This window comes from Bacteroidota bacterium (assembly GCA_034439655.1).
Lineage (GTDB): Bacteria > Bacteroidota > Bacteroidia > UKL13-3 > UKL13-3 > CANJUD01.
Genome location: JAWXAU010000009.1, coordinates 1 through 17,096, shown reverse-complemented (window position 1 = coordinate 17,096; position 17,096 = coordinate 1). Strand labels below are relative to the sequence as shown.

Sequence of the window (17,096 nt, the reverse complement as noted above, 5' to 3'; positions counted from 1 at the left end):
GTTAGAATTTGGTTATTGGGTTATAAGGGTTGATACTATATTTTTGCACCCGCAATTTTAACTCATAAATTTATTAATCTAAGAATGTTCAGTAAAATTTTTTCTACAATCGTATTATCGCTGTTTGTAATTTCAGCAAACGCACAGAGTTCTAACATTTTCACCTATGGCAATGATGCCGTAAGCCGCACCGAGTTCGAAAGGGTGTACATGAAAAACAACCCCAAAGGTCAATTGCCTGACAGTAAAAGCATTGACGAATACTTAGATTTGTATATCAACTTCAAACTAAAAGTAAAAGAAGCCATGATGCTTGGCATGGATACTGCCGAGAACTACCGCAAAGAACTTGCTGGTTATCGCAAACAATTGGCTCAACCCTACCTTAGCGACAAAAATGTAACTGAGAAACTAATTAGGGAAGCATACGACCGCACACGCATTGAAGTGCGAGCTTCGCATATTTTGGTTTTCCTCGATGAGTATGCTTTGCCCAAGGACACACTCGTTGCTTATGAAAAAATTATGAAAATTCGTAACGAGATATTGATAGGTGGGGAAAACTTTGACAGTGTGGCTACCCGCAGCAGCGAAGACCCATCGGCCAAATACAACCATGGCGACTTAGACTATTTCACCGCTTTCAACTTGATTTATTCATTTGAGTCGATGGCATACAATTCAGCTATTGGCGATGTGAGTTTGCCATTCCGCACCCGTTTTGGTTATCATATTGTTAAAGTAAGCGATAAGCGTGCTGCCCGCCCCGATTTGAAGGTTGCCCATATCATGCTAAAAACGAGTGCCGATCTGGTAGCCAACCAACAAGTAAAAAATAAAATTGACAGTTTGTACAATAGAATTTCTCAAGGAAGTTCATTTGAAGAATTGTGTACCAAATTTTCGCAGGACGAAGGAACAGCTACCAAAGGAGGTGTGCTCAATGTTATACAAAGTTTGGACACACGGTGGCCCAACGATTTTAAAGAAGCTGCATACGGCATCAAAAAAGAAGGTGAAGTGAGCATGCCTATTAAAACAAATTATGGTTGGCACATACTCAAACTTATAGAAGTAAAACCTATACAGGATTATGAAAACAAAAAAGAAGAACTAAGAGTGCGTGTTAATAAAGACATGCGTTCCGAAATGAACAAAGAAAGCGTGATTGAGCGTATCAAAAAAGAAAACGGTTTCAAAGAGAAACCTGCCACTTTGAAAAAGTATTATACCGCGGTCGATTCAAGCATACTAACAGGTAAATGGAAAGGCAATGAAAAAAGCAAAGTGATGAAAAAAACTTTGTTCAAGTTAGGTGATAAAAATTTTACCGGTTTACATTTTGCCAATTATATATTAGATTACCAAACTCCCCGCAGTGGCAATGCAGGAATCGAACCTGTAGTAAATAGCTACTATGCTGAGTTTGTAAAACAAAGTGTATTGGGTTATGAAGAAGACCACCTTGAAGCTAAAAATGATACCTTCAAAAACCTCTTCAAAGAATATCATGATGGTATTTTGCTTTTTGAATTGAACGACAAAAAAGTATGGAGCAAAGCAACGATAGACACCTTGGGATTAAAAGATTTTTACGAGCAAAATAAAATGAACTACCAATGGAAAGACCGTGCTGAAGCTGCCTTGATAGATTGCGACAATGCAGCAACTGCTAAAATTGTAACCACAATGATTGAAGGCGGAAAGACTGCCGACGAGATTCAAAAAGAATTGAACGAAAAAAACGCACTCGCCATGAGTGTAAAAGAGGGCAAATTTGAAAAGGGTGAAAATGCTTTATTGGATTCATTGGGTTGGCAAAAAGGTGTTAGAAGTTTCAACTTTGCCGATGGGCATGTAACCATAGTTTGGGTAAAAGCTATAATACCTGCTGGTCCTAAAAAATTGCAAGAAGCCAAAGGTATTATCACCGCCGATTATCAAACGTATTTGGATAAACAATGGATTAAAGAATTGCGTGAAAAATATCCTGTAGTAATAGATCAAACTGTGAAGGCGGCTTTGTTTACTAAATAATGTATACCACAGCAAAGTTTGGTTGTGCTTCGTGTTGCTTGCTTTGCTTCACAATCATGATTATATATAGTTGCGAAAACGGGAAGGGTAGAAAACTGGCAAGAGTGGGTGATAATTATTTGTATAGTGCTGACTTGAACGGCCTGATAAGGCCCAATGCCAATGCAACCGATAGTGAACGGTTTGCAAAAAACTATATACGGAACTGGGTTGAAAAGCAAGTATTATTATTGGAAGCAGATAATACCCTTACCGATGAAGAAAAGAATAAAGATATCCAAATAGCCGATTATAAAAACTCGTTGATGATAGAATCGCTGCGGCAAAAAATTGTGCAGAAACATGCAGATACCTCAGTAACCACTGCAGAGATCAGAGAGTATTATATGAAAAATCGCAAAGAGTTTGAATTAAAGACAAATTTAATTCGACTTAATTATTTCAAATTCAAAAAAGGAATAACAGGTATTGATAAAGCACGTCAATGGTTTTTGACCGACGATGTTAACCAAACAGCCAAGTTGATGGACTATAGCAAAGTGCTTGCAGAGTTCAGTTTTGTAAATGATACGGTGTGGCTCAAATTTGATGATATAGCCAAAGAGATTCCTTTAAAAGCATATAACGAAGAACAGTTTCTTACCAATAACCGCAAAACCATTTTGGAAGATGCCTTGTTCCTGTATTTCGTTGATATAAAAGATAGTCGCATACGCAGTGGTGTATCACCATTGGAGCTTGAGCTTGACAATATCAGAAACATTATTGGTAACAAAAAGAAGATTGACGCCGTTAAGAAAAAAGAAATCGAATTATTACGTAACGCCGAAAAAGAAGGGATAACAGAAATATATAAAACTCCATGAGAATATTCTTAACATTATTTATACTATCAGTAATTGTAAGCCCTACCATTGCTCAACCCAAACCTATTCTTGTTGATGAAATAGTGGCCGTAGTTGGCAATAACTATATACTTCGTTCGGATGTGGAAATATCTTATTTGCAACTTAAACGAAATTTTGAAGGCATTAGTCCCGACTCGGCAAAATGTATTATACTCGATCAATTATTGGTGGACAAACTGATGTTATATAAAGCTGAAATAGATAGCGTAGTTGTATCGGACGAGCGGGTTGAGGGTGAGATGGAACGCAAACTTAGAACACTGTCGCAGGAATATGGAGGCATGGATAAAATGGAAAGTGTTCTAGGCAAATCAGTGGGAGAACTTAAAAGTGAAAACCGTGATAAAATAAAAATGCAATTACGTATTCAAGAAATCAGACAAGGGATTTTGCGGGATGTAAAAGTTGGCCCCAGTGATGTACAAAATTTCTTCAAACAAATTCCAAAAGATAGTTTGCCTTATAATAGTGCAGAAGTAGAGGTTTCTATTTTTGTAAGAAAACCCCATGTAACTCCTGATGAAAAAGCATTTGCTTATCAAACTTTGTTAGAGATTAGAGAACAAATAATGAACGGAAAAGACTTTTCACTTATGGCAAGTTTATACTCACAAGATCCTGGTTCGGCCCGCAATGGGGGCGACTTGAATTATTTTGGACGTAACGAAATGATGCCTGAGTTTGAAGCCACCGCTTTCAAACTTAAGCCAGACGAGGTATCGCGTATTATAGAAACACCATTTGGATATCATATAATTAAACTGGTCGATAGAAAAGGAGAACGTGTGAGGGCCAGACATATATTGATAAAACCACAAACTGTGAATGAGGATGTGAGAACTGCCAAACATTTTTGCGATTCGGTAAGACAATTGGTAATTGATAAAACCGCCACCTTTGAAGAATTGGTAAAAAAATATTCCGACGATGAAGAAAGCCGCACCAATGGCGGTTTCATTACCGACCCCTCTACTGGGCAAGCACGCATAAGTGTGGAAGAACTTGACAAAGAATTGAACTTTATTATAGAGAAAATGAAACCCGGGCAAATATCGGATGTAATGGATTTTGTGATGCCCGATTATACTAAAGCATACCGTTTGATCTATTTAAAAAGCTATATACCTCCGCATGTAACCAACCCTGTTACCGATTACCAAAAAATACAAGCTGCTACTATGGAACGTAAACGCCAAACAGCACTCGACGAATGGGTAAAACATTATCATAAGAAAGCCTATGTGCGGATAAATGTGGAGTATGCCAACAGTCCTTTGTTGAAACGCTGGGCTGTGAAATAATTGTTAATGGTTCCCGCTGCTGCCGGGTTAATGGTTAATGCCATTCGGAGTCAGCAATCCGCCGCGGCGGAAATCATTTATAATTATACATTAACCATTAACTTTAGTATCCCAATATCTTCAACATACTCTCTGCCGTTTGTTCCTTATTGAACAGTTTGAAAGTATGTTCACCATTTTCATTTTTATCTATAATAATATGTTTGGGGGCCGGTATCAAACAATGTTGAATTCCGCCATATCCACCCAATGCTTCTTGATAAGCACCTGTATGAAAAAATCCCATATATAATTCTTCATCGTGGTGGAGCTTGGGCATAAACACTTGGTTGGTATGACTGTCACTGTTATAAAAATCTTGACCATCGCAAGTTAATCCGCCTAAATTGATACGTTGAAACTCACGCTGCCAATGATTGATGGCCAATAGTATAAATTTCTGTCCTATGCCCCACGTATCGGGAAGTGTAGTAATAAAACTACTGTCTATCATATACCAAAGTTCCTTATCGTTTTGTTGTTTCTGTCCTACTATCTTATATAATGTTGCACCGCTCTCCCCCACTGTAAATGAACCAAACTCTGTAAAAATATCAGGTTCTGGTACATCTTTTTCGTCGCATATATATTGAATAATCATTAAAATCTGATCTATCATATATTCATAATTATGCTCAGCACCTAAACTATTATATATGGGCATGCCACCACCTATATCAAACCAATCGAGGGTATCGCACTCTTGTCGCAAATCGCAGTACACATTAACCAAACGTGTGAGCTCACTCCAATAAAATGTAGTATCTTTAATTCCTGAATTCACAAAAAAGTGCATCATCTTTAAGGTAAATTTTGGATTGTCTTTTATCTTTTGATTATATAAACGCAATATCTTTTTGCTGCTCATACCCAACCGAGAAGTATATACTGAAAAATTGGGCTCCTCTTCCGTGGCTACTCTTATGCCTATTTTCATTTCTATGGGGCAAAGTGCGTCCAGCAAATCTATTTCATCGGGATTGTCCAATACACAAACCAAATTTTCGAAACCTAGCTGCACCAATTCCACCATTCCTTTTATATATGCATCGGTTTTGTAGCCATTGCATATAATTTTTTTGTGCGATGGGAAAACACCTTCTTGATGCAAAGACTTTATAATATTTAAATCGAAAGCCGATGATGTTTCCAAATCTACATCATTTTTGAGACACTCTTCAATAATGAATTTAAAATGAGAGCTCTTGGTGCAATAACAATAATGATATTTCCCTTTGTATTTATGTTTGTCAATAGCTTTGGCAAATAAGTCTTTGGATACCTTAATCTGCGAACCAATTTTGGGCAAATAGGTAAGCTTAAGCGGTGTTCCATATTCTTCTATAATCTGCATCAAATTAAGATCGTGAAAGAATAAATTACCATGCCTCACATCATAGTCGTGACGGGGAAAATAGAATGTTTGCTCTATAAGGTCTATATATTTGTTTTTTATCATAGTTTTAGTTGTAAGTAGTTAGTGGTTAGTGGTTAATAGTCAGTGACATCCAATTTGTAAAGCAAACTGTTCTTATAGCCGCCGAATGGCACTGATTACTGATTACTGACCATTGTCTACTATTATTATATCTCATTTCCAAAATTAATTTCTGTACTGTCGCCGATGTTTAGGCTCTGCTGCACGCCTTGGAATGATGCATCGTTACCAATAAGTGAATGGTGGAGAATTGCATTTTCTAAATAGGAATGTGGGCCTATAATACTATCTTTCAATATAGAATATTTGATTACGGCACTATCGCCAATAGATACAAAAGGACCTATAATACTATTACTTATCTGTGCAGTAGGATCTATATATACGGGCGGTATTATAATAGTGTTTTCGTATGTCTTTACTTCCATGGGTTTTTGCCTTTTGAGCAAAGTAGAATTGGTTTCCAAAAGCATATCTTTCTTGCCACAATCGAACCAATTGTCTATTTCCTGTGTTCGGAACTGCACACCTGCATCAACCATACGCATGAGTGCGTCGGTGAGGTGATACTCGTTTTGGGTTTTTATTTTGTTCTCTATATTATATTCTAAAGCTTCTATCAGTTGGTCGGTTTCTTTTATTTTATAAAGACCCACCAATGCCAGATTTGATTTGGGTATATTGGGTTTTTCAACCAGTTTCGAAATAAATCCTTGTCCATCAAGTTCGGCCACACCAAATGATCGAGGATCGCTCACTTTTTTCACACCCAGCAAAGAGAATGGGCTATTAATAAAGTTATTTAAGTTGGTATCGAAAATCGTATCGCCCAACACAATCATCAATTCTTTTTCGTTATTTATATAATCTTTTGCCAACCAAATGGCGTGACCAATTCCTTTTCCGGTGGTTTGTATAATAAAATGTGTATTGATATTTGGAAAATTTTGGGTGATATATTCTTCTATCTTATCGCCCAAGTAGCCGATAATAAATATAAAATCGTTGAACCCCGCATCGATGAGTGGTTGAATGATATGAGCTAAAATGGGCTTCCCCGCCACTGGTATCAGCGACTTGGGTTGTGTGTGTGTGTGCGGTCTAAGCCTACTGCCTATGCCTGCAACCGGGATTATTACCTGCATCTGAATATTTTATATTTTATTCCCCCCGCCGCGGCGGGGCTATCGAGCTACTATTTTATATTTTTAACTTTTAGAAAGTTCCGCCCAACTTCCTTCGCCGCGGCGAACCAACTTCCTACTTCATACTCCCTACTTCCTACTTCCTTCGCCGCGGCGAACCCACTTCATACTTCATACTTCATACTTCCTACTTCCCACTTCCTTCGCCGCGGCGAACCCACTTCATACTTCCTACTTCCCACTTCCATTCCCCTTCTCTACCCTCCTACTCACATATATACTAAACTCAAACAACAAATATAAGGGTGTGGCCATCAATAATTGACTAGTCATATCGGGGCTTGGGGTTAGGATAGCTGAAATAATTAATATGATAACGATGGCATAACGTCGATTTTTTTGCATAAACTTTGAACCTAGCAAACCTATTTTGGTAAGGAAATAAATCACTACGGGCAATTCGAAAATCAAACCACAAGCCAGTACCATCATGGTTACAAAGGATAAGTATTCATCTAAAGTCCAGTTATTTTCTATTTTACTGCTCAATTCATAATTGGCCAAAAAAGAGAGCGACATGGGTGTAAGAATAAAATATCCAAACACTATTCCCATCAGGAATAACAAAGATATAAAGAAAGTAAAACTGCGTGCATTTTTTTGCTCTTTCTCTTTGAGAGCAGGCTTAATAAACAGCCACAATTGTCGTATGATATAAGGGAAAGCTATTATAAAGCCACCTATCAATGCGATAAAAAGACTGTTGCTGAACTGCCCACCTGGTGATAGATTTTGCATGTTCAGTTTAAATTCTTTGATGCACAAAGTATCGTTATTGTATAACAAATACGAAAGGTCACAAATTTGGCGGTAGGTCCAAAAACCCACATTGATAGGCCCCAAAATAATGACGTCCATGATGATATCCAATTCCACAAAACAAAAAATAGCTCCAATTATCACGGCAATGATTGCCCGCACAATATGTTTACGCAAATCGTCAATGTGATCCAAGAAGCCCATCTCATGCTCTTCTTGGTCGGTGGGTCCTGTATTTACCCTTCTTGTTATACCACTAACTATGTTTGATATGATACCCATTAATTGGCTGCAAAATTAACCAATTAGAGCATGTGGAATGTTTATATTTTATTAATACTCTTGAAGCAAATGTTTTGTAAAATCGGAGCCTTCATATATGAATTATCCCCTACGGTTTACTAATACAAAGTATAAACCACACCCTGTTCATTATGCTCTTTCACATCCCAACCGCGGTAGGAAACATACCATATATACATGTCGTTACTGGCTAGTTTTCCTTTAAATTTACCGTCCCATTGGTTATGGCGGTCATCGGTTTGAAATACCAATTCACCCCAGCGGTTATATACCCGCATGTGAAACTCTTTAACAAATACAGGCAAGAAACCCCAAACATCATTGCGTCCATCATCGTTAGGTGTAAAAGTATTGGGTACCCATAGCAATGGCAATTGCTGTAAGCAAACTATATTGGATTGGCTGATGGCATTATTTCCGCCTGCTGCCTCATGTGCGTCGACGCGGTAACAATACCTGCCCCAGTCCAAGTGCATGGTACTGTCGGTATGGCTAAAGCTTGTTTTATTGAAATATTCAAGTTGTCCCATGTTTGGATTACTATCACTTCTATATAAATCAAAATAATCAACACCTGATTTAGGCCAGTCAAAATAATTGGCCCACTGAAGGTTGTGCATATAGGGCAAACTTTGTCCCGTTAAAACTATATTACATCCTTTATTACTATAACTGCTAATATGTCCACATTTATCGGTTACTCTTAAGCTATAACAATAACTGCTATCGCCTACTTGCACCATTGAATCCTCGAACCAAGTTTGATTTGGGTCTTTGATAGCTTTATATATTTGCAGTGACGGTGCTTTTGATGGACTGTGTTTAAATATAAGGTAATTGTCAAAATCGGGTTTGGAATATTTGGTCCATTCTATCCTAACTTTTGAATTGTTTACCACCGTAGCCCTTATTAAATCGGGGGCTTGTATCGGATTTTTGAACGCCTCTGCCGAACAGGCTTTATAGCTAGTATCGCCAAGCATATCGCAAATATTCACACCTTGCATATAATAACAATAATTCACTACTTGGTGGTTCGGGCTGTTGGCATCTATATATTCATTTTTATCACCAGGATATACTTTAATTAAAACTGTTTCCACCCCTGCTGGGTCGCGGCGGTATAATATATAATATTGCCAATATCTACCAGTATCCAACCCATCCCACGATATTTTTGAAGCATTGGCATCAATATTTGACACACAAACTACATTGGGAGGTTTTACAGGTGGTGGAGGTTTCACAAATATTTTAAAAACAGCAATACCTGAATCGGGTTTGGGACATATATTATTATCGTGTGCTATTACTGTTACTATTATAGTGTCGGTTGTAATATTTTGGCAACCAGTATACCATTTAAAACGACTAGAGGCTTTTTGTATACCGCTATCAGCAGGCATTGTGGCACCAGTACCTGGCACCAGTATCGTGCTATAAGGATTTACAAATATCGAATCATATCGGTCGTTGTCAACAGAAGTAAAAATAAAATCTAAAGTATCGGAAGCATATATTTCATAAACATTGCTATCGGCAGAAGGCTTATTATTCAAGTTTTCGAAATCTATTTTGAACAAAGCATTATTACAGTTTGTGCTATTATTTTTTCTAGAAAATGCACCTGCAGTGGTTGGAAAATCGCTAGAGCCACCACAACCCGCACATACTGATTGGTATACCCTGCCTTCAAAATCGAACCTGCTAGTGCCTCCATCCACATGCTCGGCCAATGGAGTTCCATTTGAATTTTGCGTATGCCCCCCGAAAAAAGTACCATATATAATAGTATCTAAATTACGGTTGAAAACTGCCAAATAAAAATCGGACCCATCGGTTTTTGTATCATAAGCATTCGCAGTAATTGGCATTTTTAAAGTAGAACCTCCATGTGCTCCTTCATCGACACCGTTGGTAGCACCTCCCCATCCCGATACAAATACCCGCTCGCATTTATCGACCAAAAAAGCCGAAGGCGAAATATCGGGTGGCACACGCCCTGACCCAAATAATGTGGAGCGAAGAATTTGAGTTAAGTCGGGCGACATTTTGGTAATAAACATGCCGCTTCCTGGGTTGGTGTATATAGGTGGCGTAACAGGATATTGACCATTCGTTTGCCCATATATATAGGGATTCCCATCTCTATCTGTTTGCACCAAAAATACTTGGTCGTAACCAGGGCTACCCACAAATGAAGCATTGAGTAGTTTGCCATCATTACCTAAATGAATCAAAAAACCATCTTCTACCCCACCGAAATATTTTGTCCCTATTCCATTAAATGCATGACGCCAAGTTTGACTGGTGGTGCCACCGCCTACAAATATACTTTGATCGGGTGCCACATGCAATCCATTGCACACATCCCAATCATTTCCCCCCACAAAAGTGCCCCATACAATACGTTTCAAATCGGGTGCAAGCTTAAATACGCAACCATCTTGCTTACCTCCACCATTATTTGTCTGATAAGCATTTGTTACTGGGAAACCATCAAATTCACTACTTTGGGTACTTCCGGCTATATATAGAAAATCATTATCATCGTTCACTATTTCACCTCTATATATATCACCATAATTCCAAGCCACCTTACTGTCGTTGTTCAACCCAGTACTAATATTGCTCAAAGTGCCATTTTGCCCATCGCGTTTGGAACCTCCTATAAAGGTGCTCGACAACATTGCTTTACCGTCGCTACCCATACGGAACACAACTATATCACTTTCGCCAGCCAAGGTTCTTTGTGCAACTGTATCGCCAAATATGGGAAAATTTTTACTCCATGTGGAAGCCAGTACACATAATTCACCAGCATGGTTTACCACCATACTATGTGGTTGTTCATTGTGGTTGCCACCCACATAGGTAGCATATTCTATTCCCGTACCATCAGGTTTGTATTTAATAATTCCGATATCACGCGAAAGCTCTGCACCCGAGGCAGAACCACCTTGAAAAATGGTTTGAAACGCTCCAGTGGTGGTAGGAAATACACCCGGCAAATATTCATAGATTGTACTACCTGCATATCCGTGACCCAGAGTATCATAAGTAGCTGTAAGCCCCCAATTATCGGCAGTTGAGCCAGAATAGGACGAGAAAATAAGTTTGGGATCTATTAATAATGAACGACCTATATTATAGTTTGTGGCAAAAGTTACGCAGTTGTTTTTTAATATATATTTTACCCCAACGGTTTCCATTTTCCCATCGTTATACCAAGCAATTGGTCTATCATCGGTATTGGAACCCACAGAAGTTTTTAATATTAATTGTCCATTATTCAACGACAATTTTTCCAAGCCCTCATACAACATATTAATTTGCGACATATCAGCTCCTGCTTGCACAATAAAATTATACTTTAAGTATTTACCTTCTTGCGAAAGAATTTCCAAATCAATGCCTTTATATATATTTACTATGGTAAGTTTCTTATATACTTTTACGCTACTTACCCATTTGCTAGGGTCATTACCTTGTATATAATTTTCGTAATAATTTTCAGCTTGCGAAGGAGTAATAGCGGCTGATTTATTAGCACCTTCGAACTTGAGGATATAATGATGTCCTTTTAAAGTATATAAATACGATGGATCTTCGGGACTTACGGTGCTTATATTGCTTCTATCTTGAATGGTTTTATGCTTGCCCGCATGTTGCACAACCGAATAATCGAACTGTATAAAATCGAGTTGGCCTGCTCTCACATATAAATATCCGTTTGGTAGTTTGCAACGATAAGAGAAGTCGCCAGCCCATTGTCCCTTGTTCTCGCTAAACAAGGCTTGACCTAAGCTAATATTGGTTAGCGAAAGGAATAAGACAAGATTGATGAAAAATATGCGTGCCAACTTTATGTAAGACGAAAAAAAGAGTTAATTAGTTGCCTCAAATATGGGTAAAATATTTGTATCGGCAAAATGAATTGCTTAATAACTTGGATAAAAGTACAATTGTATACTAACCTTTTTGCCTAAATGTTTCCCACAAGATCATTCCCACTGTAACGGCTACATTGAAAGAGTGCTTGGTTCCAAATTGTGGAATTTCAATGCTTGAGTCCGCGATTTGTATGATATCATCATTTACGCCTTCTACTTCGTTTCCAAAAACAAAAGCAATTTTACCGTCAAGGGCTGTTTGATGCAACATAGTAGATTTAACTGTTTGTTCGATACAATATATATGATATCCCGCTTGCTTTAACTCAGTAACTGCCGCAATTGTATCATCATAATATTTCCAGTTCACTGTTTCGGTGGCACCCAAAGCAGTTTTGTGCAGTTCTTTATGAGGCGGTGTTCCCGTAATTCCGCACAGATACAAAGCCTCCACCCTAAATGCATCGCAGGTGCGGAATACCGAACCCACATTGTGCAAACTTCGCACATTGTCTAATATTATAACAATGGGCATTTTATCCGATTGCTTGTAAGCCTCTGTTTCCATGCGTCCCAGCTCGGACATACTCAGTTTTTGATTCATAAATTAATAGAAATAAATAATGGAAGTTTAAATTTAATGGGCGAAATTTATTATAAAAATACCAATAAAATTACTGATAGTTTTACCACAAATATTGTTGAAAACTTCACCCAAAAACATGAGCGGTTTGTAGCTAAATTGCGACAAAATTTGAAACTAATCATAGCTAAAATAAAACATTCACTTACAAACATTTAAAAAATAAAAAAACATGGCAGACGAAAGGATTGTGCCCATTAACATTGAGGACGAAATGAAGACAGCCTATATCGATTATTCGATGTCGGTTATTGTATCTAGAGCTTTACCTGATGTACGCGATGGCTTGAAGCCCGTGCATCGCAGGGTTTTGTTTGGGATGACAGGTTTGGGATTGGCAAGCAATCGCCCACATAAAAAATCAGCAAGGATAGTGGGTGAGGTATTGGGCAAATTCCATCCGCATGGCGACCAAAGTGTATATGATGCAATGGTGCGTATGGCACAAGAGTGGAACCTTCGTTATATGTTAGTGGACGGCCAAGGAAACTATGGTAGTATAGATGGTGACCCACCGGCTGCCATGCGTTATACCGAAGCACGTTTGCGTAAAATGGCTGAAGAGTTAATGGTAGACATTGATAAAAACACCGTTGATTTTCGCCCCAACTTCGATGATACTTTGGAAGAGCCGACAGTATTTCCTGCAAAAATCCCGAATCTATTAATTAATGGTTCATCTGGAATTGCAGTAGGTATGGCTACCAATATGCCTCCGCACAATCTGAGCGAGGTGATAGATGGTATTATGGCTTATATTGATAAGCGTGATATTACTATTGATGAATTGATGCAGCATGTGAAAGCTCCAGACTTTCCAACAGGTGGAAGTATATATGGATACGAAGGCGTGAAAGAGGCATTCCATACTGGCCGTGGCCGTGTTATGATGCGTGCAACCTCTTCATTTGAAACTACTGCTGCTGGCAGAAATCAAATTATCGTTACAGAAATTCCTTATCAAGTAAATAAAGCAGAACTGATCAAGAAAACTGTCTCATTAATAGAAGAAAAAGTAATCGATGGCATTTCCGATATTCGTGACGAAAGTGACCGTGATGGTTACCGTGTTGTTTTTGATTTAAAACGTGATGCAGTTCCAAATATTGTATTAAATAAATTATATAAATATACACAACTACAAACTTCCTTCTCAGTAAACAATATAGCTTTGGTAAAAGGCCGTCCTGTAGCTTTGAATTTGAAAGATATGATGGTGCATTTTGTCGATCACCGTCATGAAGTTGTTGTGCGTCGTACACAATACGAATTAGAAGAAGCTCAAAGACGTGCCCATATATTAGAAGGATTATTAATTGCTATTGATCACTTAGATCAGGTAATTAAAATCATCCGCGAATCTGCTACACCTGATGATGCGAAAGCAGAATTGATGAGCAATTTTGGCTTAAGTGATTTACAAAGCAAAGCGATTCTCGATATGCGTTTGCGTACACTTACCGGACTTGAGCGTGATAAAATTAAGGACGAGTATGCTCAAATTATGGAACTCATTACACGTTTGCAAGCTATACTTGGTGACGAAGGAATTCGCATGCAAATTATTAAAGACGAACTTACAGAAATGAAGGAAAAGTATGGCGATGAACGCCGTACTGAAATTATATATGCTGCTGGCGAATTCCGCATGGAAGATATGATAGCCGACGACGAAATGGTAATTACCATTAGCCGCATGGGTTATATCAAACGTACGCCTACTGCCGACTATCGTGCACAGAACCGTGGTGGACGTGGACAACGCGGTGTATCGCATAGAGACGAGGATTTTGTAGAGCACTTGTTTATTGCAACAAACCATAATTATTTATTATTCTTTACCGACCATGGTCGTTGTTATTGGTTAAAAGTATATGAAATTCCTGAAGGTGCAAAAACCACTAAAGGGCGTGCTATACAAAACATGGTGAACATGCCTGCCGATGATAAAATTCGTACTGTAATTAATGTTATCAATTTGGATGACAAAGAATATTTAGAAAACAATAACATTGTATTATGTACCAAATCAGGAATAATCAAAAAAACCAATTTGGAATTATACTCTCGTCCTCGCGTTAATGGTATCAATGCTATTAATATTCGTGAAGGCGATGAACTGTTAGATGCACGTTTAACCAACGGAACTTGCGAAATTATTTTAGCTACCAATAATGGTAAAGCTATCCGTTTCAATGAAAAATTAGTGAGACCAATGGGCAGAAACGCAACAGGTGTTAAAGGAATTCGTTTAGCAGAAGGTGATGAAGTAATCGGTATGATTGCCATGGAAAATGAGACCCTTAAAAACATTATGGTGGTAACCGAAAAAGGTTATGGCAAACGTTCGGAGATAGACGAATACCGTGTTACTGGGCGTGGTGGTAAAGGTGTGAAAGCCATGAACATTACCGAGAAAACTGGTAAATTGGTTGCTATATTAGATGTAGATGATACGGTAGATTTAATGATTATTAACCGTGGTGGATTAACGATTCGTTTATCTGTTGATTCGCTAAGAGTAGTAGGTCGTGTAACGCAAGGTGTAAAATTGGTTAAAATCAATGAAAAAGATTCAATTGCAAGTGTTGCTCTGGTGAACAAAGATGAGGAAGAAGAAGCAATAGCAGTATTAGAAGGTGCTGAAGCAGAAGTACTAGAAATTGATGGCACAGAAATTGGCAACGACGATGATCCAGATAGCGATCGGGACGATGAGGTGGATGCAGATGATTTAGATTTGACTGAGGAAGAAGGTGAAGACGAATCAGAAGATGATAAACCCGAAGACCCAAGCAACCAAATTGACGAATAGGCGTTATTAATTAAAAACCACAATATCATAGTATAATGAAACGTATTATTTTTACTTTGGCTATAGTTGCCACTTTGCTTACCTCAGCATTTTCGCAAAAGGTAAATCTCGAATCAGCTATTACTTATTACCGCAATGGTGATGAGTTGAGCATGAAGGATGCTAAAACATATATTGATAAAGCTGCTGCTAATGAAGAAACCAGTGTTAAACCCAAAACTTGGTATTACCGTGGTTTAATATATAACAAGATAGAAGCCGAAGACAAAATTAAGAATTTGGATTCTAATGCAGCCGAAAAAGCCCTCGAATCTTTTTTAAAATGCTTAAGTATTGATAAAAAAGAAGAGTTCAGCAAGGATATTTTGGACGTGTATGAGGACAATACTAGTTGCTTGCTTACTTATACCACTTTTAGGGCATTTAATTACGCTCTAGGCAAACTAAACAAAGGTGACTATTTGGGAACTTTGAAAATATATGATAATATATTGCAAGTATATAAATATGATAGTAGGGGTGAATTAAAAACGAATAATCTAAGCAGGAAAAAACTTTGGGAACTTACCGCTTATATTAACATTAGGCTTGGCAACAATAGTAGAAGTAAAGAATTGTTCAATATATTAATTGATAGTGGATATAACGAAAGGAATGTATTTACTTCACTCTATAATTTATATATAAATGATAAAGATACTGCAAATGCTTTGATTGTATTGGAAAAAGCTGAACGCATATTTACCGAAGACCCAATTTTTAGCGAAATTGAGATTCAATTATATTTGAACAGTGGAAACAATAATTTATTTATTAGTAAGGTAAGCAAGAAAATAGAAAAGAGTCCCGACAATGGAAAATACTATTACTACAGAGGATTGATATATGAAGACATACGCAATGATATGGCAGCCAAAAAAGTGCCAGCTTCAAGTATTGATAGTATGAACAAACTCATTGAGCCCGACTATAAGAAAGCGATTGAATTAAACGAGAATGATACTTTTTCTCAATACAATTTGGGAGCATTTTATTTTAACCAAGTTATTCCTATCATAAGTAAAATTGGCAAACTAGACGATAAGAAACCAGATTACAAAACAAAGCTTGCCCAGTTAGAAAATACCAAAAAAGAACTGCTCGATAAAGCCCGTCCACATTTAGAAAAAGCTTATGAACTTAAAGATAGCGACCGACAGATTGTGGAAGCATTACAGCATCTATACGAGCAATTAAAAATGCCTGAAAAGGCAAAAGAAATGGAAGCTAAAGCTAAGGCTTTGAAAAAGTAATTTGCGGTTCCAACGCTTCGGAACACCTGACAGCACTATGACACTAAAGTCAAGTGGAAGCACCTCGACTGAAGCAGACTATATACTTTATACTATATGCACCCCTGCTTCGAAACACTGCCCGAAAAAAAATTCATTGGCAAACGAATTGTTATGTCTTTATCTAATAATAAGACTGCTGAACTTTGGCGGAATTTTATGCAAAGACGAAGAGAAATCCCAAATAATATTGCCTCAAATTTATATTCCATTGAGGTATATGACTCATTATACTTTAATAATTTCAATCCAAATACAGAATTTGAAAAATGGGCTGCGGTTGAAGTAGAAGATTTTGATTCCATCCCAAATGAAATGGAAACCAAGATACTACTTTAATTTACCTTCATGTGGCTCAGAACGGGAGACGCAAACCATTCAGTCCGCTCGATACTTTGTATAATATATAACTGTGCGGGCTGCT

Annotated in this window: 12 protein-coding genes; 7 read left to right on the top strand and 5 right to left on the bottom strand. The window is 37.7% G+C overall.

The window, feature by feature from the left end:
* The first annotated feature begins 84 nt into the window (after positions 1 to 84).
* The 3 genes from SGJ10_00730 to SGJ10_00720 are packed head-to-tail and all read left to right on the top strand — an operon-like array spanning position 85 to position 4,246.
* Positions 85 to 2,037 (top strand): peptidylprolyl isomerase, encoded by a 1,953-nt coding sequence (locus SGJ10_00730; protein ID MDZ4756647.1) that lies wholly within the window; start codon positions 85 to 87, stop codon positions 2,035 to 2,037.
* Complete coding sequence (locus SGJ10_00725; protein ID MDZ4756646.1) at positions 2,037 to 2,903, top strand: hypothetical protein; 867 nt, start codon at positions 2,037 to 2,039, stop codon at positions 2,901 to 2,903. The genes SGJ10_00730 and SGJ10_00725 overlap by 1 nt, the downstream gene beginning before the upstream one ends.
* Positions 2,900 to 4,246 (top strand): peptidylprolyl isomerase, encoded by a 1,347-nt coding sequence (locus tag SGJ10_00720; protein ID MDZ4756645.1) that lies wholly within the window; start codon positions 2,900 to 2,902, stop codon positions 4,244 to 4,246. Before SGJ10_00725 ends, SGJ10_00720 begins: the two co-directional genes overlap by 4 nt.
* 103 nt (positions 4,247 to 4,349) lie before the next feature.
* Here the strand turns inward: SGJ10_00720 and SGJ10_00715 are convergent, their stop codons facing one another.
* The 5 genes from SGJ10_00715 to SGJ10_00695 all read right to left on the bottom strand — a co-directional run bounded on the left by SGJ10_00715 (position 4,350) and on the right by SGJ10_00695 (position 12,487).
* A complete protein-coding gene (locus SGJ10_00715) occupies positions 4,350 to 5,741 on the bottom strand; it encodes an arginine decarboxylase (GenBank protein ID MDZ4756644.1) in 1,392 nt (463 codons plus the stop codon).
* Positions 5,742 to 5,869: 128 nt separating this feature from the next.
* On the bottom strand, positions 5,870 to 6,868 hold the full coding sequence (locus SGJ10_00710) for a sugar phosphate nucleotidyltransferase (GenBank protein MDZ4756643.1): 999 nt from the start codon (positions 6,866 to 6,868) through the stop codon (positions 5,870 to 5,872).
* Between the two features lie 231 nt (positions 6,869 to 7,099).
* A complete protein-coding gene (gene tatC, locus SGJ10_00705; GenBank protein MDZ4756642.1) occupies positions 7,100 to 7,969 on the bottom strand; it encodes a twin-arginine translocase subunit TatC in 870 nt (289 codons plus the stop codon).
* Positions 7,970 to 8,088: 119 nt separating this feature from the next.
* A complete protein-coding gene (locus tag SGJ10_00700) occupies positions 8,089 to 11,853 on the bottom strand; it encodes a gliding motility-associated C-terminal domain-containing protein (GenBank protein MDZ4756641.1) in 3,765 nt (1,254 codons plus the stop codon).
* 109 nt (positions 11,854 to 11,962) lie between these two features.
* The gene (locus SGJ10_00695) at positions 11,963 to 12,487 is read right to left on the bottom strand and encodes an RNA methyltransferase (protein MDZ4756640.1); all 525 of its coding nucleotides are present in this window, start codon (positions 12,485 to 12,487) and stop codon (positions 11,963 to 11,965) included.
* A 36-nt stretch (positions 12,488 to 12,523) separates the two neighbouring features.
* On the opposite strand from SGJ10_00695, the gene SGJ10_00690 reads away from it, so the two are divergent.
* The 4 genes from SGJ10_00690 (at position 12,524) to SGJ10_00675 (ending at position 17,011) form a co-directional block, all read left to right on the top strand.
* On the top strand, positions 12,524 to 12,685 hold the full coding sequence (locus SGJ10_00690; protein MDZ4756639.1) for a hypothetical protein: 162 nt from the start codon (positions 12,524 to 12,526) through the stop codon (positions 12,683 to 12,685).
* Between the two features lie 13 nt (positions 12,686 to 12,698).
* Positions 12,699 to 15,341 (top strand): DNA gyrase subunit A, encoded by a 2,643-nt coding sequence (gene gyrA / locus SGJ10_00685; GenBank protein ID MDZ4756638.1) that lies wholly within the window; start codon positions 12,699 to 12,701, stop codon positions 15,339 to 15,341.
* A gap of 35 nt (positions 15,342 to 15,376) precedes the next feature.
* Complete coding sequence (locus tag SGJ10_00680) at positions 15,377 to 16,633, top strand: hypothetical protein (GenBank protein ID MDZ4756637.1); 1,257 nt, start codon at positions 15,377 to 15,379, stop codon at positions 16,631 to 16,633.
* 96 nt (positions 16,634 to 16,729) lie between these two features.
* Positions 16,730 to 17,011: a GyrI-like domain-containing protein gene (locus tag SGJ10_00675; protein ID MDZ4756636.1), complete on the top strand. Its 282-nt coding sequence runs from the start codon at positions 16,730 to 16,732 to the stop codon at positions 17,009 to 17,011.
* The last annotated feature ends 85 nt before the right edge of the window (positions 17,012 to 17,096 follow it).